This window comes from Achromobacter sp. 46006, assembly GCF_059761975.1.
Window position 1 is genome coordinate 47332 of sequence record NZ_JCBANN010000018.1, and the last position, 19563, is coordinate 66894.

Consider the following 19563-nt stretch of genomic DNA (forward strand, 5'->3'; position numbering starts at 1 on the left):
ATGGCACCTGCGGCCGGGGTTCCGGGCGCATGCCGCTGCCCTGTCGGATCAGCCTCCCCCCGGGAACCCGTGACACTCTCCCCCGCTTTCAGTGGCTGATCATCCACGGCCGGGCGCCGGCGAAGGTCTTGCCGCCGTCGGCCGTCTGGCGCGTCCGGCCGGCGGCCTTGGCGCCCGCGCAGCAACCGCAACCCATGCCGTGCCCGCCACGGGTGCTGCGCGGTTCATGGGCGGCGCGTTCGTTGACGGCGCGGGCGCGGTTCATGGCCGAGGACAGCGCCGAGAGGGCCGGCGCGCCGCTGACGAAACGCTCGCAGGCGGCGCCGCAATGGGGGCAGGGCGCGGCGTCGCGCCATTGCGCCAAGGGCCTGAGCACGGAGAACTCGCCGCAGTCCCGGCAGCGATAGTCATAGAGCGGCATGCCGGCTCCTCAGAGGTCTTTGGCGATGGGCATGTCCATGCCGCGCGTTATCTGCGGCACGTCGCCAAGCGCATTGGGCTGGATGTCGATCTCGAAGATCTCCGTGGGCAGCCACAACGTGGCGCAGGCGTTGGGAATATCCACCACCCCGCTGATGTGGCCCTGCACTGGCGCCGTGCCCAGGATCGAATACGCCTGCGCCCCCGAATAGCCGAACTTCTTCAGGTATTCGATGGCGTTCAGGCAGGCCTGGCGATAGGCGATGTGCACGTCCAGATAGTGCTGCTTGCCGCCTTCGTCGACCGAAATGCCCTCGAAGATCAGATAGTCCTTGTAATTCGGCGTGATGGGGCTGGGCTTGAAGATGGGATTGCGGATGCCGTACTTGGCCATGCCGCCCTTGATGAGCGACACCCGCATGTGTACCCAGCCGGCCATTTCGATGGCGCCGCAGAAGGTGATCTCGCCATCGCCCTGCGAGAAGTGCAGGTCGCCGACAGACAGGCCGCCGCCTTTGACGTAGACCGGGAAGAACACCCGGGAGCCGCGCGACAAATCCTTGATGTCGCAATTGCCGCCGTGCTCGCGCGGCGGCACGGTGCGCGCGCCGGTGGCGGCCGCGCGATCGCGCTCGGCCCCCTTGAGCTTGCCCATGTGCGCCGTCTTGGGCGCCGGCGGATTGGCCAGGGGCGGCACGCGCTCGGGGTCGCTGTCGATAAGTGCCTGTTCGCGCGCATTCCACTTGTCCAGCAGGGCCTGGTCCGGCAGGCAGCCGATCAGACCCGGGTGGATGAGGCCGGCGAAGCGCACGCCGGGGATGTGGCGCGAGGTCGTGAACATGCCTTCGAAATCCCAGATCGACTTTTGCGCCGACGGGAAGTGCTCGGTCAGAAAGCCACCGCCGTTGTTCTTGCTGAAAAAGCCATTGAAGCCCCACAGGCTCTCCGGCTTGGCGCCGATATCGAGCAAGTCCACCACCAGCAGGTCGCCGGGCTCGGCGCCTTCGACGCCGACCGGGCCCGACAGGAAGTGCACCGTGGACAAGTCCACGTCGCGCACATCGGAGGCATCGTCATCGTTCTTGATCGCGCCGCCGGTCCAGTCGTAGGTTTCGAGCACGAAGTCATCGCCCGGCCTGACCCACGTCGCCATGGGGATGTCGGGATGCCAGCGATTGTGCACGCCTTCGTTTTCGTAGGGGGATTGGGCCAGGTCGACCTTGATCAGGGTTTCAGGCATGTCATGCTCCTTTGAGATGGACAATGAATTCAGACAGACAGGTATTTGCTGATCGTCTGCTCATCGACGCGCTCGCGCGGGTCTTCGTGCACGAAGCGGCCCTTGTCGATCACGATGAGGCGGTCGGCGATCTGCATGGTGAAACTCAGGACCTGCTCGGACACCACGATGGCCAGGTTGCGCAGCTTGCGGATCTCCAGCAGGCTGCGGGCGATGTCCTTGATGATGGACGGCTGTATGCCCTCGGTGGGCTCGTCCAGTAGCAGCACGCGCGGGTTGGTGACCAGGGCGCGGGCGATGGCGAGCTGCTGTTGCTGCCCGCCCGACAGATCGCCGCCGCGCCGGCCGCGCATTTCGTGCAACACCGGAAACAGGGCGTAGATGTCTTCCGGAATGGTGTTGCGCAGCGCCCGCCCGCGCATGCCGGTGCGGATGTTCTCTTCCACGGTCAGCGTCGGAAAGATCATGCGGCCCTGCGGCACGTAGGCCACCCCGCTGCGCACGCGCTGATGGCTCTCCAGACGCTCGAGCGCCCTGCCCTCCAGCGAGATCGAGCCCTGCATGGCGGGCAGCAGGCCCATCATGGTCTTGAATAGCGTGGTCTTGCCCATGCCGTTGCGGCCCATGACGGCGACGATTTCACCGGCCGCCACCGCAAGGTCGACGCCATGGATGACTTTGCTTTGGCCATAGCCTGACACCAGGCCAGCGATATTGAACATATTGCCTCCCGGCCTCAATGACCCAGATAGACTTCAACCACGCGCGGATCGGACTGCACCTTGTCCATGCTGCCCTCGGCCAGCACACGGCCTTGATGCAGCACCGTGACCTTGTGCGCGATGTTCTTGACGAATTCCATGTCATGTTCGATCACGATGAGCGATCGGTTGCGGCTGATCCGATTGAGCAGTTCGGCGGTGCGCTCGCGTTCGGACACGCTCATGCCGGCCACCGGTTCGTCCAGCATCATCAGCTCGGGCTCCTGCATCAACAACATGCCGATCTCCAGCCATTGCTTCTGGCCATGCGAAAGCAATTCCGCCGAGCGGTCGAGGTGGTCCGCCAGGAAGATCTCTTCGGCCACTTGCTCGACCCGTTCCAGCACCGCCGGACTGCGCCTGAAGGTCAGCGCGCCGAGCACGCTGCGCCCGGCCGGGTACGACACTTCCAGGTTTTCGCGCACGGACAGGGTTTCATAGATGGAGGGCGTCTGGAACTTGCGGCCCACGCCGGCGCGCACGATTTCGTATTCGGCCAGGCCGGTCAGCTCCGTGTCCTTGAAGCGGATCGAGCCGGCGGAGGCCTTGGTGCGGCCGCAAATCAGATCCAGCAGCGTGGTCTTGCCAGCGCCATTGGGGCCGATGACCACCCGCAGCTCTCCCTGGTCGACATACAGGTTGAGGTCATTGACGGCGACAAAGCCATTGAACGAGACGGTCAGGCCTTCGATGTACAGGGCGAACGCTGAGGGATTCATGCTGCCTCCGTGGCGCCATCCGCCTCGCGCCGCGATGTTCTGCGCGCCAGGCGTTTCCGGATGTATTGGTTGTAAAGACCCGCCAGCCCGTTGGGAAACGCCATCACGACGGCAATGAACAGGCCGCCCATCAGGAACAGCCAGAGCTGCGGAAAACTCTCGGAGAAGTAGCTTTTGCCGAAGTTGACCAGCAGCGTGCCGTAGACCGCGCCCAGCAGGGACAGGCGGCCGCCGACCGCGGCGAAGATGACCATTTCAATGGAGGGCACGATGCCCACGAACGAGGGCGACATGAAGCCCACCTGCAAGGTGAACATGGCTCCGCCGATGGCCGAGAAGACGGCGGCCACGCAGAAGACGAACACCTTGAAGCTGGCGACGTCATAGCCCGAGAAGCGCACGCGCTCTTCCTTGTCGCGCATCGCCATCAGCAGCTTGCCCAGCTTGGACGAGAGCAGGTAGCGGCCGAACAGGATGCAGGCAAACAGCAGCGCGCCGTTGATGAAGTACAGCACCAGCCGGGCGCTGTCCGTGCGGATATCCCAGCCCAGCAGCGTCTTCAGGTCGGTGATGCCATTGACGCCGCCGGTCCAGCCCTGCTGGCCGATGATGAGCACCGAAAGAATCAGGGCCACGGCCTGCGTCACGATGGCGAAATAGGTGTCGCCCACGCGACGCTTGAACATCGCCGCGCCCAGGATCAGCGCCAGCAGGCAGGGCAGCACCGGCACCGCCATCAAGGTGAACCAGAAGCTTTTGAAGGGCGCCCAGAACCAGGGAAGCGAGGTCAGTTGGTTCCAGTCCATGAAGTCCGGGATGCCGGGCGTGGACTGGATTTTGGTGGCCTCCGGTGTCGAGGCTTCCAGCTTCAGGAACATGGCCATGCAGTAACCGCCCAGGCCGAAAAACACGCCCTGGCCCAGGCTCAGGATGCCGCCATAGCCCCAGCACAGCACCAGCCCCAGCGCGACGAAGGCATAGGACAGGTATTTGCCGATGAGATTGAGCCGGAAGACGTCCAGGGCCAGCGGAAACACCACGAAAAGCAGCAGCGCCAGGATCGCCAGCCCGGCCAGCCCTTCGCGCCCGCCCACGACATTGCGGAAGAATTTCTGCATGATGCGCCCCTACTTGCGTACCTTGATGCTGAACAAGCCTTGCGGGCGCAGCATCAGAATGATCACGATGGTCGACAGGGTCAGCACTTTCGCCATCGAGCCGGTCATGAAGAACTCCGAGATCGATTGCGTCTGCGCAATGACGAAGGCCGATGCGATGGTGCCGAACAGGCTGGCAGCGCCGCCAAACACCACGGTCAGGAAGGTGTCGACGATGTAGAGCGAGCCGCTGGTGGGCCCGGTGGAGCCGATGGTGGTGAAGGCCGCGCCGGCAATGCCGGCGATGCCGCAGCCCAGCGAGAACGTCACGCGGTCCACGCGCTTGGTGTCGATGCCGACCGCGCCGCTCATGGCGCGGTTCTGCACCGTGGCGCGCACATGCAGGCCCCAGGTCGAGCGCAACAGCGCCAGCAGCAGTGCGCCGGTCAGCAGGATGCTGATGGACATGACGAACAGGCCGTTGATGGGGATGTCCACGCCGTCCAGCGGTTGCCAGGAGCCCATCAGCCAGTCGGGCAGCGTGGGGCTGACTTCACGCGGACCGAACAGCGAGCGCAGCGTCTGCTGCAGCACCAGCGACAAGCCCCAGGTCGCCAGCAGCGTGTCCAGCGGCCGGCGGTAGAGATGGCGGATCATCAGCCACTCGACCAGCCAGCCCAGGCCGAAGGTCACGGCAAAGGCCAACAGGATGGCGATGAAGAAGTAGGCCGGCATCAGGCCCGGCGCGTACTGCTGCACCAGCTCGGAACAGAGATAAGTGCAATAGGCGCCCACCGCCAGGAACTCGCCATGGGCCATGTTGATGACGCCCATCTGGCCGAAGATGATCGCCAGGCCCAGGGCCATCAGCAACAGCACGCTGAAGACCGATAGACCGTTGAAGCCCTGCATCAGCAGGATGGCCCCGAGATCGGAGAAGGATTCCATGGATGGCTCCCGGCAGTGGCAAGGGCGCCGCGCGCGGCGCCCGGATCGAGGTGATTACTGATAGCCCTTGGGGAAGGGATCGGGCTTGATCAGTTCCGGGGTTTCGAAGATCACGTCGAACTGGCCGTCCTTGCGGATCTGGCCGATGCGGGTCTTGCTCCACAGATGGTGATTCGGGTCGACCTTGACGTAGCCTTCGGGCGCTTCCTTGAACTCCAGCCCGGCCGAGGCGGCCACCACTTTGTCGACGTCGAAGCTGCCGGCCTTCTCCACCGCCATCTTCCACAGCCAGGGGCCCAGATAGGCCGCCTGGGTCACGTCGCCGATCACGGCATTGGCGCCGTACCTGGCCTTGAATGCCTCGACGAACTTCTTGTTGTTGGCGTTGTCCAGGCTCTGGAAGTACTTCATGCAGGACCAGAAGCCCTCGGCGTTCTCGCCGCCAATGCCCAGCAGTTCATCTTCGGTCACCGAGATGGTCAAGAGCTTCTGCTTGCCGCTGGTGACGCCGGCCGCCTTGAGCTGCTTGTAGAACGACACATTGCTGCCGCCTACCACCACGGCGAACACGACGTCGGGCTTTTTCAGCTTGATCTTGTTGATCAGCGAACCGAACTGCGTGTGGCCCAGCGGGTAGTATTCCTCGCCCACCACTTCGCCCTTGAGCACGTTCTCGATATGCTTGCGGGCGATCTTGTTGGAGGTGCGCGGCCAGATGTAGTCGGAGCCGATCAGGTAGAAGGAACGCGCCTTCTTCTCGCGCGCCAGCCAGTCCAGGCTGGACAGGATCTGCTGCGTGGCCTCCTGGCCGGTATAGAACACGTTCTTGGATTGCTCCAGGCCTTCATAGAAGGTCGGGTAGTAGAGCAGGCCGTTTTCCTTCTCGAATACCGGCAGCACCGCCTTGCGCGAGGCCGAGGTCCAGCAGCCGAACACGGTGGCGACCTTGTCGCTGACCAGCAGTTTTCGCGCTTTCTCGGCAAAGGTCGGCCAGTCGGAGGCGCCGTCTTCCTGGATGATCTTGATCTTGCGGCCCAGAATGCCGCCCATGGCGTTGATCTGCTCGATGGCCAGGCGCTCGGACTGAATCGACCCCGTTTCGCTGATGGCCATGGTGCCGGTCGCCGAATGCAACTGGCCCACCGTGACTTCGGTGTCGGTAATGGCCAGGCCGGTGCTGTTGATGGCCGAGGTGGCCGGGGCGGCCGCGCGCGACAGGGCCGGTATGCCCAACAGCGGCAGGGAGGCAAATGCCAGCGCCAGGCGCCGGCGCGAGGGCAGCTCCGGAGCGGTATCAAAAGGGGTTTTGCCAGACATCGATGACTCCTCAGTGGATCACGACCAGGGAAACCGAGCATGCGCGGCAGGTACCGCGGCCCGGAGGGTGAGGGCATACTAGGAGCCAATGACGCAGTGCAACATACGTTGATTGACGTAGAGGCAGGCCAGCCCCCCGGGCGTTACAACCGCAACTACGTTCAATGACGTATCCCCTACCCCCCGGAGCCCGACTTGTCCGCCAGCGCGCCTCAACGCATCGTCAAGATCCGCCGCGACTACAACACCTGGGTCGCCAATGAGACGCTGGAAGACTATGCCCTGCGTTTCACGCCGGTGTCGTTCCGCAAATGGTCGGAGTTCCGTGTCGCCAATACCGCCCTGGGCGCGGTGTCTTTCCTGGCGCTGGAGGCCATCGGCGGCGCGTTGGCGCTGAACTACGGCTTCATCAATGCCTTCTGGGCCATCATCGCCGTGGCCCTGGTCACCTTTCTGACCGGCCTGCCGATCGCCTATTACGCGGCCCGCCACGGCCTGGACATGGACCTGCTGACACGCGGGGCCGGCTTTGGCTATATCGGCTCGACCATCACCTCGCTGATCTACGCGTCCTTCACCTTTATTTTTTTCGCGCTGGAGGCCGCCATCATGGCGCTGGCCATCGAGCTGGCCACTGGCTTGCCGCTGTCCATCGGCTATCTCCTGTGCGCCGTGGTCATCCTGCCGATGGTCGCTTATGGCATCACCTTCATCAGCAGGCTGCAATCATGGACGCAGCCGATATGGCTGCTGCTGCTGCTGCTGCCTTACGCCTTCGTCGCCTTCCGCGATCCCGGGACGCTGCGCGAGTTTCTGCAGTTTCCGGGCCATGACGGCCGCGGCGGCAGTTTCAATCTGCTGATGTTCGGCTCGGCGGTGGCGGTGGCCGCTTCGCTGGTGACGCAGATCGGCGAACAGGTCGACTTCCTGCGCTTTCTGCCCGAACGCACGGCGGCCAACCGCCGGCGCTGGTGGCTCGCCCTGGTCTGCGCGGGGCCGGGCTGGATCCTGCCGGGCGCGGCCAAGATTCTGGGCGGCGCCTTCCTGGCCTGGCTGGCACTGTCCCTGGGAGCGCCGGCCGACAAAGCGGGGGACCCGACCCACATGTACCTGGCGGCCTACACCTATGTGGTCAGCGATCCCGGCCTGGCGCTGGCTCTGGTGACGGCCTTTGTGGTGGTCTCGCAGGTCAAGATCAATGTGACCAACGCCTATGCCGGCTCGCTGGCCTGGTCCAACTTCTTTGCCCGCATCACGCACAGCCATCCAGGCCGGGTGGTGTGGCTGGTGTTCAACGTGCTGATCGCCGTGGTCCTGATGGAGATGGGCGTGTTTGGCGCGCTGGAGCACGTGCTGGCGGTTTTCTCGCACGTCGCGCTGGCCTGGATCGGCGCGCTGGTGGCGGATCTGGTGATCAACAAGCCGCTGGGCCTGTCGCCGGACCGGATCGAGTTTCGCCGCGCCTATCTGTACGACATCAACCCGGTCGGCGTGGGCAGCATGCTGATCGCCATGACGCTGGGCCTGCTGGCTTTCGCCGGCGTGTTCCCCGGCACGGCGGGCGCGCTGGCGCAGGCATTGTCGCCTTTTGTGGCGTTGCTGGCGGCGTTCGTCTGCGCGCCTGTCATCGCCTGGCGCACGCGGGGACGCTACAACCTGGCGCGCAAGCCGGTCGACGTGGCGGGTTCGGATCATGTCTGCGTGATCTGCGCCAACCGCTTCGAACAGCCCGACATGGCGCATTGCCCGGCCTACAACGGCCCTATCTGTTCCTTGTGCTGCACGCTCGACGCCCGCTGCCAGGACCGCTGCAAACAGCAGGGGCGCCTGAAGGATCAGGTACAGGCGGTCCTGGGACGGCTGCTGCCGGCGCGGGTCACGCCGCTGCTGCACAGCCGCCTGGGCCACTACCTCTTGATCGTGACGGGCATGGGGACGCTGTTGGCCGCCATCCTGGGCCTGATCTACTACCAGGAGTACGCCGGTCACATGCGGTCGGGCCTGGATCCCTCGGGTTTGCGGCCGACCTTCTTCAAGCTGTACGCCGCCCTGTCGCTGATCGGCGGCGTGGCGGCCTGGTGGCTGGTGCTGGCCCATGAAAGCCGCCGCGTGGCGCAAGAGGAATCGGATCGCCAGACCCATTTGCTGCTGCGCGAAATCGAGGCGCACAAGCAGACCGACGCGCAGTTGCAGCAGGCCAAGGAGGCGGCCGAAAGCGCCAATCTGGCCAAGAGCCGATTCATGGGCGGCATGAGCCACGAATTGCGCGCGCCCTTGAACAGCATTCTGGGCTATGCGCAGATCCTGCAGCGCGACCCGGCCTTGCCGCCGGCGCGGCGCGAGGCCATCGATGTGATCCATCGCAGCGGCAAACATCTGATCGGCCTGATCGATGGCCTGCTGGACATAGCGCGCATCGAGGCGGGTCGGCTCAGGCTGGAGAACAGCGAACTGCGCCTGCCGGAGTTTCTGGAACAGATCGTGCAGATGTTCCGGCCGCAGAGCACACTCAAGGGGCTGGCCTTCTGCTACGAAGCGGCGGAACTGCCGTCCATCGTGCATATCGACGAAAAGCGGCTGCGGCAGATCCTGATCAACCTGCTGAGCAACGCGCTGAAGTTCACCTCGGCCGGGCAGGTGTCGATGCGCGTGAAGTCGGCGGCGGACATGGTGTCGTTCGAGGTCGAGGATAGCGGCCGCGGCATACCGGCCGAGGATCTGGAGCGCATCTTCCTGCCCTTCGAGCGCAGTTGGGCGGCAGCCGAGCAGGCCGATTCCGGCACGGGCCTGGGCCTGACCATCTGCCGCATGCTGACCGGCATCATGGGCGGCGAGCTGACGGTGCGCAGCGCCGTCGGCCGCGGCAGTGTGTTCACGCTCAAGCTGTTCCTGCCGGAAGTGCGCTCGCCGCGCAGCGACGCCCGGCCGTCGGGACTGGTGGTGGGCTATCGCGGCGAGCGGCTGCGGATCCTGACGGTGGACGACCAGCCCTCGCAGCGGCGGCTGGTGCGCGACCTGCTCGAGCCCCTGGGCTTTCAGGTGCACGAAGCGCCGCACGGCGCGGCCTGCCTGGCCTGCGTGCATACGCTGCGGCCGGCCCTGATATTGATGGACGTCTCGATGCCGGATATGACGGGGTGGGACGTTCTGCGGCGCTTACGCGATGAAGGCGTGGCCGTGCCGATTGTGATGCTGTCGGCCAATGTCCTGGGGCTGGATCCGAAAGACCCGGCGCAGAGGGGGCATGACGCATTCATTGCCAAGCCGGTGATGTACGAGGATCTGCTGAGCCATCTCGGCAGTCTGCTCAAGCTGGATTGGCAGGTGGCGCAGGTGGCTACGGCGCAGCCGGCGGGAGACCTGCATCGGGTGGCGCTGGAGCGCGAGGATGCCGAGGCGCTGCTGGAACTGGGAGCCATGGGTTATATCAAGGGCATACAGGCCAAACTGGAAGAGATACAAGGCCGCCGGGCCGAAGCGCGCGAGCTGACCGCGCATCTGCGGGCGCTGGCCGGCGAGTTCCAACTGAGTGAATTCAATCAGGTGCTCAAACACCATGTACAGCGTCACCATGCCCACGCCCGATAAGAACCTCGTCATGCTGGTCGATGACGCCCCGGACAACCTGAAAATGCTCTCCACCGCATTGGATGATGCGGGGTATCAGGTGCTGGTGGCAACCGATGGCCAGTCGGCGATTGAACGGGTGGACTTCGTGGTGCCGGATATCGTGCTGCTCGATGCGGTGATGCCGGGAATGGACGGGTTCGAGACCTGCGCGCGCTTGAAAGCGCATCCTGCGGCGGGCGATGTGCCGGTAGTGTTCATGACCGGCCTGACCGAACCCGAGCACGTGTTGAAAGGGTTCCGGGTCGGCGGCGTGGACTATGTGACCAAGCCGCTGGACCCGGACGTGGTGGTCGCCCGGCTGCAAACGCATCTGCGCAATGCGCGCAGCCTGTCGGCCGCCTTCGATGCGATCGATGCGGCGGCGCGGGCCGTGGTGGCGCTGGATGCGCGCGGGCTGCCGATCTGGAAGACGGGCAAGGCACGGATCTGGCTGGCGGCGTATTTTGGCTGCGCGGAAGATGCGGCGGAGCTGCCGGTGCCCCTGGCGGACTGGGTGGCTGGCAATCTGACGGCCGGGCCGGCGGCCGAGCCGTTGGTGATCGCCAGTGCGCGAGGGCGCCTGACATTGAGCCTGTCGGCCTCGCGGCGTAGCGGCGAGACCCTGCTGTTGTTGCAGGAAAGCGCGCCGTTGGCGCCAGCCTACGGCCTGACGCCGCGCGAGGCTGATGTGCTGCGCTGGCTGGCCAAGGGCAAGACGAATCGCGATATCGCCGAGATCCTGGGCATGGCGCCACGGACGGTGAACAAGCATCTGGAGCACATCTACGTCAAGCTGGGCGTGGAAACGCGCGCGGCGGCCGCGGCGCTGGCGGTGCGGCGGGGGGAATCCTTTTGAGAGGCTCCGCGGCATGGCAGCGCCGGGCAAGCTGATGGCGACATGAAATACGCGATATTGATACAGATGGAAACCCCGGCCAGCGGGACATCGCCTTAGAGTGCCAAGCCTTCAAAGTACAGGACGGTGCCGCGTCGCGGCCCGCTTCTCGCATGACGGCTTCCTTTCCCCGCATCCTGCCGCGCCACGCGCTGGGTTGCTACCTCGGCGCGGCGGCGCTGCTCTACCTGTTCGCCGCGCAACTGCTGGCCACCATCGATATCTGGCTGCTGCCGCGCCGGTTGCTGGTCGAGATGCTGCGCTATCGAGCCATGTGGCTGATCTTCTTCCTGACCTTGCCGACCGTGGGCTACCTGCTGTGGCGCGGCTCGGACCTGGTCGCCTGGTGGCGCGCGCCCGCCGCGCTGACGCTGGATGAGCGGGCGCTGCATCTGGGCACGCTCACGGTGCCCTATGCCGACATCGCTTCGATGCGCCACCGGCACAACCGCGATCACCTCCTGCTGACGCTGGCGGACAACAGGCGCGTGCGATTGCGCCTGGCGATCTGGGACCACGCCGACGCGCTGCTCGACCTGCTGGACACGCGCGTGGGCGGCCATCTCGAAGCCGACGTCCGGCGCCGCATCGATGCGGGCGCCACGGTCTCTTTCGGCGCGCTGGGCATGAACGCGGCCGGCCTGGTCCACAAAGGCCGGCCGATTCCGTGGGCCAGCATCGACACCATCCGCACGCAATCCGACAGCGAAGGCATGGAAACCGATGAGACGCTGATCATCGTCGCGCGCGGCAAGACCTACAAGGTCGACCGCTCCGGCATCGACAACGAACCGGCGCTGCTGGCCTGCCTGCGACATTACCTGCCCGCCTGACTCTCACGTCCGCCCGCGTGGCGGCCCTTCATCCCTTGAACGCAACATCGACATGGAAATCTACAGTTCCGCCTCCCACCAAGCCCAGACCCTGGCCGATCGCCCTGTGTACTACTCGCGCAACCGCCTCATCGCCGGCGCCGTCATCTGGACGGTGGCGGCGATGGCATTCGGCGCGATGGCGGCGCGCGCCCGCGGCAATCTCGGCGGCATGGCCTTCTTCGCGGCCATTGCCGCCATCGGCGTGTGGCTGGTGATCCGCAGCCTCATGCGCGCCTTCGGCGCCCCCAGGCCCGTCATCACATTCACCCGCGAAGGCTTGCGCGTGACGGACGGCACGGTGATTCCGTGGCAGGCGATCAACGAAAACACCTACGTCAACCAGACCTACGTCGGCATTCCGACTGCCCGCCAGATCCAGTTGAAGACCTCGCTGCCCGACCGAAAGCGCGTAGTGATCCAGGCGATGGCCCTGGAGATCAGCGGCGACGAATACCTGGCCCTGTGCGACGCCTACCAGGCGGCTTGAAACGCCTCCCCCGATGCGGGGCGCGCCGCAACGCCCTCAGTTCGTGGTGGCGCCGGAATCCTTCACGGCCTGCGCCCAGGCAGCAATCTCCCGGTCGATGAACGCGCCGAATGCGGCCGTATGCAGGGTCGAGGCCTGCGCCCCCTCCTCCATCAGGCGCTGCTTGACCGCCGGCGCGGCCAAGGCCCCGCCCAAGGCTTCGTTCAAGCGCGCCACCACCGCATCCGGCGTGCCCACCGGCGCCACGACCCCGTGCCACGACAGGGCCTGGAAGCCCGCCAGGCCCGACTCCGCCATGGTCGGAATGTCGGGCAGTGCCGGCGAGCGCTGTGGCGAGGTCACCGCCAGCGCGCGCAGCGTGCCCGCCTTGACGTGCGGCAGCACCCCCGGAATCGTCGTGAACATGAAGTCGATCTGGCCGCCGATCAAGTCGGTGATGGCCGGGCTGCCGCCCTTGTATGGGACATGCGTGACCTGCAACCCCGCCGCGCGCTTGAACATCTCGCCCGCCAGGTGGCCGGGCGTACCCGCGCCGGCCGACCCCATATTGATACGGTCGCCCTGCGTCTTGATGTAGGCAATCAGTTCCTGCACGCTGGCGGCCTTCACATTGGGTCCGACCACCAGCACATTGGGCACCGTGGCCAGCAGCGTGACCGGCTTGAAGTCTCGGACGGCGTCATACGAGATGCGCGAATACAGCGACGGATTGATGCCATGGGTGCTGGCGGTCGCCAGCAACAGCGTGTAGCCGTCCGGCGCGGCCGACGCCACCTGCTTGGCGGCGATGGTGCCGTTGGCGCCGCCCTTGTTGTCGACCACGATGGTCTGGCCCAGCGACTTCGCGGCCTCGGCCGCCACGGTGCGCGCCAGGATATCGGAAGTGCCGCCGGCGGAGTGCGGTACCACCAGGGTGATCGGCTTGGCCGGAAAGGACTGCGCGACCGCTGCTGGCATGGCCGGCAGCAGACAGGCGGCGGCAAGCGCCGCGCGGGCTAGGCGATGAGGGAACATGCAAGTCTCCTGAAGGATAGGAAATCGCGGCGCTTTCGAGCACGCCGTCGTACGGATACAAAAGACCGCCCGGGACGCGCGGCGCCACCGCGCGCCCGCGCCGGTCAGTCGGCGGAGTGCCGCAATGCGTCGGGCTGGCGCTTCTCGATCGACCACTTCAGAAGCGCGGCCGAGCGATAGATGCCATGGGCGAACTTGCCGTAAGGCAAGGTCAGGAACAGCGCCATCACCACACCCAGGTGCACTGCCAGCAGCAGGGCCATGGCGCCGGTATCGCGGCCGGCCAGCAATGCCAGGCCGGTCGCGCTGGTCAGCAGCAGCAAGGCGATGAACCCCCGGTCCATCGGCTTCTGCGCCGCATCGCCCTGCAGCGGATGGCGCTTCAGGTTCAGCCACAGCAGCCCCGCCGGCCCGATCAACAGGCCGATGCCGCCCGCCGTGCCCAGCAACACTGGCGCGCTCCAGAACGGATACGGCGCCTGCTGCCCCAGCAGGTAGTGATACAGCGTGGCCACGCAGGTGGCGGCAAAGCACAGCATGAAGCCGTAGAACGTGAAATGGTGGAACCGCCGGCGCCACAGGGTGAAGGCGTCATCGGCGTTGTTGCAGCCCTTGCCGTGGCCGCCGTCCAGGTAGCGCAGGCGCAGCGCATCGTGCGCGGCCTCGGCCAGCGCCGCGCCGCTGGCCGCGCCGGGGCTGACGTCGCGCCAGAAGCGCGCCGCGCCAATGCCCAGCGCCAGCATGGCGAAGCCGAACACCGCGCCAAACATCAGCGCCAGCGTGTTGTGCGGGAACACCGCGTAGAAATTGCCCGCCATGGGCGCGTGGAACAGCCCGCCCGTCAACATCACCGTCAATGCCAGAAACAACGCCAGTCCCGCCGCCGTTGCCAGCGACAGCGCCAGCCCGTTGCGCCGGTACAGCTTGCCCAGCACGGCTGGAAAGGCGTATTCGGTATAGGTCCGCAGCCGCACCTTGGCCATGGCCTGCGGCACGTTCACCGCGAACTCGTGCGGCGGCGCGTACTGGCAGGCGTGCAGACAGGCGCCGCAGTTGTGGCACAAGTTGGCCAGGTAGTTCAGGTCGGCCTTGCCGAACTCCAGCCGCCGCGTCATGGCCGGAAACACGGCGCAGAAGCCCTCGCAATAGCGGCAGGCGTTGCAGATCTGCATGACGCGCGCCACTTCGGCTTCGTCGGTGCTGAGCGCGGCGCCACGGCCATGCCAGCTCACCGGCTGCGCGACCATCGCGGGCGCAGCCTGCGCGAAAGATTGGGCCTCGCGGGCCAGGGTCTCAAGCTGCCGCATGCTGTGCTCCTGCGTGATGCGATTGGCGCGCGGCGGCCGCGGCGCGGGTGCCGGCGATGCGGCCGAACGCGGTGCCGATGGACATGCCGACCCCCGCCGTGTAGCCCTTGCCCAGCACGTTGCCCGCCATCATCTCGCCGGCCACGAACAAGTTGTCGCTGGGCACGCCGTTGAAGCGGACCGCGGCGGTCTCGTCCACCTTCAGGCCCAGGTAGGTGAAGGTGATGCCGGGCCGCAGCGCGTAACCGTAGAACGGCGCGGTGTCGATGGGCCGGGCCCAGTGGGTCTTGGCGGGCGCCAGGCCCTCGGTGCGGCAGTCGTCCAGCGTCGTGTGGTCGAAGGTGCCGGTTCTACAGGCCTGGTTGTATTCGCGGATGGTGCGCTCGAACGCCACCGGGTCCAGCCCCAGCCGCCGCCCCAGTTCCGGCACGGAATCGGCGGTGACGCCGGGGAACACCGGCGGCATGAAACGGCCGACGGCCTTGGCGTCGATGATCGAGTAGGCGATCTGCCCCGGCTGCATGGCCGTCAGGCGGCCCCAGATGGCGTAGCGCTTGGGCCAGAAGTCCTCGCCCTCGTCGTAGAAGCGGCGCGCCTCGCGATTGACCACCACGCCCAGCGAGACGCAGTCGATGCGGGTGCAGATGCCGCCGTCGTACAGCGGCGCGCGCGCGTCGATGGCCACGCAATGCGACTGCGATGGATCGCCGATGCGGTCGGCGCCCGCGTCCAGCATGAACTTGAGCAGCACACCCTGGTTGTAGCGGGTGCCGCGAATGAGGAAGTTGTCGGCCGGCCATTCGCCGCGCTCGTTCTGGCCCCAGGCCTCGCGCAGCCACTCGCGGTTGGACTCGAAGCCGCCCGCCGCCAGCACACAGGCGCGCGCCTGGATGCGCTCGGCGCCGATGCGGGCGGCCTTGAAGCGGCCGTCCTGCAGTTCCAACGCGTCCACCGGTGCGTCGTAGCGGATGCGCACGCCCAGGGCCTCGGCGCTGCGGTAATAGGCATTGACCAGCGCCTTGCCGCCGCCCATGAAGAAGGCATTGGTGCGGGCCACGTGCAGCGCGCCCGACAGCGGCGGCTGGAAATTGACGCCATGGCGCCGCATCCAGTCGCGACAGGTGGCGGATTCGCGGATCACCAGCCGCGCCAGTTTCTCGTCGGTCTGGCCGCCGGTGACCTTGAGCAGGTCCTGCCAGTATTCCTCTTCCGGATAGGCGTCCACCAGCACGTCCTGCGGCGCGTCGTGCATGCAGCGCAGGTTGCGCGTGTGCTGCGAGTTGCCGCCGCGCCATTCGCGCGGCGCGGCTTCAAGCAGCAATACGCTGGCCCCCGCCTCGCGCGCCATCAGCGCCGCGCATAGCGCCGCATTGCCCCCGCCTATCACCAATACATCGACCATGTCATCGTTCCCGGATCAAGGAACGGACTGTAGGCCGACGCCGCGCGCCGCGATATCAGCGCGCCGTCAACGGGTCTTCATGATTCGTGAAGGGCGGTATTGCGCCGGTGCGTGGCATCGCGCATGAGCGGAATACCGCCCGTTCACGACCCATGCAGCGCGGTCACCGCCCATTTGCCATCGCGCGCCAGATTGCGCGAGACGTCGGCCAGCACCAGGCGCGCGGCCAGCGCCGCCGGCGACAATTCGTCGTCCGACAGGCTGGCCAGCAGATTGGGCCGGAACAGGTCGGCGTCGTCGATCCGCGCCATGGCCAACTGCCCCGGCGCGATACGGGCGGTGGCGGAACTGGGCTGGATGGTGGCGGCGTAGCCCAGTTGCACCACCTCCATCAACAAGGCCAGGCCATCGACTTCGGCCACCACGCGAGGCGTCAACCCGCGTTGCTGGAATCCCCGGCTGACCAGGGCGCGCAGCCCGTGGCGGCCGCTGGGCAGCACCAGCGGCAGGCCCGCGATCTCCTCCAGGCGGGTGGCCCGGCCAGCGGGCAGGCCCGCCATGCCGCGCCCGGCGCACAGGTACAGGGGCTCGTCCAGCAACGGCGTCACGCTCCAGCGGCGCGCCGCTTCGGCGTGGAACACGATGGCCAGGTCGAGCTGGCGGCCGTTGAGCATGTCGGCCAGGTGACCCGACAGCGCCTCGACCAGGTGCAGGCGGATGTCCGGATAGCGCGCATTCATGGCCTGTACGAACGGCGCCCCCAGGATGGAAGCGGTGGTGGACGACAGGCCGACGCTGACGTGGCCGGCCAGACGGGCCTGCTGCGCGGCATGGACGGCGTCGTCGGCATGACGCAGCGCGAGCTGGGCCTGGCGGAAGAACGCCAGGCCGGCGTCGGTGGGCACCACGCCGCTGGCGCTGCGTTGCAGCAGCCGGGTGGCCAGTTCGCCTTCGAGCCGGCTGATCTGCTGGCTGAGCGCCGAGGTCACCATGCCCAGCGACATGGCGGCGCGGCCGATGCTGCCGGCTTCGACGACACGAACGAAGTAACGAAGCTGGCGCAGTTCCATGGCGGGCCCGGAAGAAGGATGACCCGCCGATTGTAGGACGTGGAGCGGGTCGGCGACCCGCCACGGCATGCCTCAGTAGCGCGCGTCCTTGGGCTTCTTGCCGTCCGGCCAATCCTTGTCCTTGGGCGGGAAGTCGGGCCGCGGCATGTGGGTGAAGTACTCCGCCACGTCGACCGCGTCCTGGTCGGACAACACCTTGCCCTCGCCCCAATTGCCATGGGTGTTCACGCCCATCGGCATGTTGTTGCGGATGAAGGATGCCGCCTTGTAGGTCCGCGCCAGGCCCGCGCCGATATTGAAGGACTCATCGCCCCACAGCGGCGGGAACACGATGTTGCCGGCGCCGTCGCGCTTGCCCTCGCCGTTGGCGCCGTGGCAGGCGGCGCACTGCGCCGCGTACAGGGTCTTGCCGCGCGCCGAATCGGGCACCAGCTTGGTGTCGATGGGCCAGGCATTCTTGATCTGCACCTTGGCGCCGTGCGGCACGTCCTGCGCCAGCCACTTCATGTATGCCAGCATCGCCGCCATTTCGGGCGAATCGTTGTCCAGCGGCTTGCCGTTCATCGAGCGCTGGAAACAGCCATTGATGCGATCCGCCAGCGTGACCTCGCGGCCGGCGCGCGGATTGAACTGCGGGAACGAGTTGTGCGAATTGATATAGGGCGCGCCCAGCGGCTTCTTGCCCTGCTGAACATGGCAGCTGCTGCAATTGAGGCTGGCCCCGGTGTTATCCGGCAGCAGCCGGCGGGTCTCGTTGAGCAGGCGCTGGCCATACCGGATCTGCTCGGCGTTGGGCGCCTTGTCGATCAGGGTGTCGGACGGAATGGTGTAGTCGGCCAGCCGCTTGCCGTCTTTGTCGAGCACGGCGAAGGTCCTGGTTTCGCCGGCCGGCGCCGGCGGCGCCGCCAGCGCGGCCAGACCGCCCCCGGCCACCAGCGCCACCGCGGCGGCGATCTTGTAGAGCTTATTCATGCTTGCCTCCCGACGCGATGTTCGGCTTCTTGCTGGCCAGGAAACCACGGATGTGCGCGACCTCGTCGCTGGCGATCGGCGGCGCCTGGTTGGTCCAGGCCGTGCGGATGAAATTGATGACGTCGGTGATGTCCTGGTCGCTCAGGTGGTTGAAGCGCGGCATCGCGAAGGCCATGGCGTCATGGTCATTGGCGGGCATCTTGCCGCCTTCCAGCGTGATCTGGATGATGGACTGCGGGTTCTGCGCGAAGATCGCTGAGTTGCCCGCCAGCGCCGGGAAGATGCGCGGCATGCCCTGGCCATCGGCGCGGTGGCAGATGACGCAATGCTCCATGTAGATCACCGCGCGGCGCGAGTCGTAGCGGCCGGCCAGCAGCGATGCCGTGGTGACATCCGCCTTGGCCGGGAAGGCCGGCGCCTTGCCGGGCACCGGCGGCAGCTGCTTCAGGTAAGCGGCGATGCTGGCCAGGTCGTCGTCGGTGAAATAGCGCGTGCTGTGCTCGACCACGTCGGCCATGGCGCCGAACACCGCGACCCGGTCGGTGCGGCCGGTCTTCAGGAACAGGGCGATGTCGGCCGCGCTCCAGGAGGCCAGGCCGCGGGCCTCGCCGCGCAGGCTCTTGGCGCGCCAGCCGTCGATCACGGCGCCCGACAGGAAGGCGTCGCCGTCGGCCATGGACAGCGCCTTTTCCTGGTAGGCCAGGCCGCGCGGCGTGTGGCAGGCGCCGCAGTGGCCCGGGCCTTCCACCAGGTAGGCGCCGCGCCTGACCTGCTCGTCGGCGCCCGCTGGCGCGGCGAAGTCGCGCTTGCCGGCGAACAGCAGCTGCCACCAGGCCATGGGCCAGCGCATATTCAGGGGCCACGGGATGGTCGAGTCGGCGCTGGGTTTGTCCACGGGTTCGACCTGCGACATGAAGTAGGCATAGAGCGCCTGGATGTCGCGGTCGGGCATGATGGCGTACGACGGATACGGCATGGCCGGATAGAGCGCCGCGCCGTCCTTGCGGATGCCGTACTGCACCGCGTTCTTGAAATCGGCGTAGCTGTAGGCGCCGATGCCGCTGGCTTTGTCGGGCGAGATATTGGAAGAGTAGATAGTGCCGACCGGCGTCTGCATCGCCAGGCCGCCCGCGAAGGGCTTGTCGCCCGGCACGCTGTGACAGGCGACACAGTCGGCGGCGCGCGCGAGGTAGGCGCCGGCTTCAGCCAGCCGGCGATCCTGCGGATCGACGGCGGCGGTGGCGTCCGTTTTGCGGATGGCGGTCAACAGGTGGGCGCCGCCGATGCCGCCGCCTATTCCAAGCAGCGCCACCAGTGCCACCGCCTTGATCCCGAAATGCTTCATTCTGACCCTCCGTTGCGTGCCGGGCAGCGCGCACGTCGGGGGTTCGTACTGCGGCGTCCAGCTTATGGAGGCAGCTTACGCCTTT

17 protein-coding genes are annotated in these 19563 nt (G+C 66.6%); 4 read left to right on the plus strand and 13 right to left on the minus strand.

The window, feature by feature from the left end; all coding sequences use genetic code 11:
• Positions 1-88: 88 nt before the first annotated feature.
• From AC6LKG_RS11705 to urtA, 7 genes are read right to left on the minus strand one after another with little or no spacing between them, the layout of a single operon-like run.
• Entirely contained in the window at positions 89-421 is a 333-nt protein-coding gene (locus AC6LKG_RS11705) for a zinc ribbon domain-containing protein (protein ID WP_498164569.1), read from the minus strand.
• Between the two features lie 9 nt (positions 422-430).
• A complete protein-coding gene (gene fmdA, locus AC6LKG_RS11710; RefSeq protein WP_498164571.1) occupies positions 431-1660 on the minus strand; it encodes a formamidase in 1230 nt (409 codons plus the stop codon).
• 29 nt (positions 1661-1689) lie between these two features.
• Entirely contained in the window at positions 1690-2382 is a 693-nt protein-coding gene (urtE, locus tag AC6LKG_RS11715) for an urea ABC transporter ATP-binding subunit UrtE (RefSeq protein ID WP_498164573.1), read from the minus strand.
• Between the two features lie 14 nt (positions 2383-2396).
• On the minus strand, positions 2397-3140 hold the full coding sequence (urtD, locus tag AC6LKG_RS11720; protein ID WP_498164575.1) for an urea ABC transporter ATP-binding protein UrtD: 744 nt from the start codon (positions 3138-3140) through the stop codon (positions 2397-2399).
• On the minus strand, positions 3137-4258 hold the full coding sequence (urtC, locus tag AC6LKG_RS11725) for an urea ABC transporter permease subunit UrtC (protein ID WP_498164577.1): 1122 nt from the start codon (positions 4256-4258) through the stop codon (positions 3137-3139). Before urtC ends, urtD begins: the two co-directional genes overlap by 4 nt.
• 9 nt (positions 4259-4267) lie before the next feature.
• Complete coding sequence (gene urtB, locus AC6LKG_RS11730; protein WP_498164579.1) at positions 4268-5185, minus strand: urea ABC transporter permease subunit UrtB; 918 nt, start codon at positions 5183-5185, stop codon at positions 4268-4270.
• 54 nt (positions 5186-5239) lie between these two features.
• The gene (urtA, locus tag AC6LKG_RS11735; RefSeq protein WP_498164581.1) at positions 5240-6502 is read right to left on the minus strand and encodes an urea ABC transporter substrate-binding protein; all 1263 of its coding nucleotides are present in this window, start codon (positions 6500-6502) and stop codon (positions 5240-5242) included.
• Positions 6503-6697: 195 nt separating this feature from the next.
• Here urtA and AC6LKG_RS11740 point away from each other — a divergent pair, with 195 nt between their 5' ends.
• The 4 genes from AC6LKG_RS11740 to AC6LKG_RS11755 all read left to right on the plus strand — a co-directional run bounded on the left by AC6LKG_RS11740 (position 6698) and on the right by AC6LKG_RS11755 (position 12368).
• A complete protein-coding gene (locus AC6LKG_RS11740; RefSeq protein WP_498164582.1) occupies positions 6698-10090 on the plus strand; it encodes a hybrid sensor histidine kinase/response regulator in 3393 nt (1130 codons plus the stop codon).
• Entirely contained in the window at positions 10074-10967 is an 894-nt protein-coding gene (locus tag AC6LKG_RS11745) for a response regulator (RefSeq protein ID WP_498164583.1), read from the plus strand. Before AC6LKG_RS11740 ends, AC6LKG_RS11745 begins: the two co-directional genes overlap by 17 nt.
• Before the next feature lie 152 nt (positions 10968-11119).
• On the plus strand, positions 11120-11839 hold the full coding sequence (locus AC6LKG_RS11750) for a hypothetical protein (protein WP_498164584.1): 720 nt from the start codon (positions 11120-11122) through the stop codon (positions 11837-11839).
• Positions 11840-11891: 52 nt separating this feature from the next.
• On the plus strand, positions 11892-12368 hold the full coding sequence (locus AC6LKG_RS11755) for a hypothetical protein (protein WP_498164586.1): 477 nt from the start codon (positions 11892-11894) through the stop codon (positions 12366-12368).
• Positions 12369-12404: 36 nt separating this feature from the next.
• Here AC6LKG_RS11755 and AC6LKG_RS11760 read toward each other — a convergent pair whose 3' ends face one another.
• The 6 genes from AC6LKG_RS11760 to AC6LKG_RS11785 form a co-directional block, all read right to left on the minus strand.
• Positions 12405-13382, minus strand: coding sequence for a Bug family tripartite tricarboxylate transporter substrate binding protein (locus tag AC6LKG_RS11760; RefSeq protein WP_498164588.1), 978 nt, complete (start codon positions 13380-13382; stop codon positions 12405-12407).
• A gap of 104 nt (positions 13383-13486) precedes the next feature.
• A complete protein-coding gene (gene tcuB, locus AC6LKG_RS11765; protein ID WP_498164590.1) occupies positions 13487-14689 on the minus strand; it encodes a tricarballylate utilization 4Fe-4S protein TcuB in 1203 nt (400 codons plus the stop codon).
• Positions 14676-16091, minus strand: a complete 1416-nt coding sequence (gene tcuA, locus AC6LKG_RS11770; RefSeq protein WP_498164591.1) for an FAD-dependent tricarballylate dehydrogenase TcuA — start codon at positions 16089-16091, stop codon at positions 14676-14678. Before tcuA ends, tcuB begins: the two co-directional genes overlap by 14 nt.
• A gap of 143 nt (positions 16092-16234) precedes the next feature.
• Positions 16235-17161 carry a LysR family transcriptional regulator gene (locus AC6LKG_RS11775; protein ID WP_498164593.1) on the minus strand — a complete coding sequence of 309 codons (927 nt, stop codon included), beginning with the start codon at positions 17159-17161 and terminating at the stop codon, positions 16235-16237.
• A gap of 72 nt (positions 17162-17233) precedes the next feature.
• The gene (locus AC6LKG_RS11780) at positions 17234-18133 is read right to left on the minus strand and encodes a c-type cytochrome (protein WP_498164594.1); all 900 of its coding nucleotides are present in this window, start codon (positions 18131-18133) and stop codon (positions 17234-17236) included.
• Positions 18126-19478: a c-type cytochrome gene (locus AC6LKG_RS11785; protein ID WP_498164596.1), complete on the minus strand. Its 1353-nt coding sequence runs from the start codon at positions 19476-19478 to the stop codon at positions 18126-18128. Before AC6LKG_RS11785 ends, AC6LKG_RS11780 begins: the two co-directional genes overlap by 8 nt.
• Positions 19479-19563: the final 85 nt, after the last annotated feature.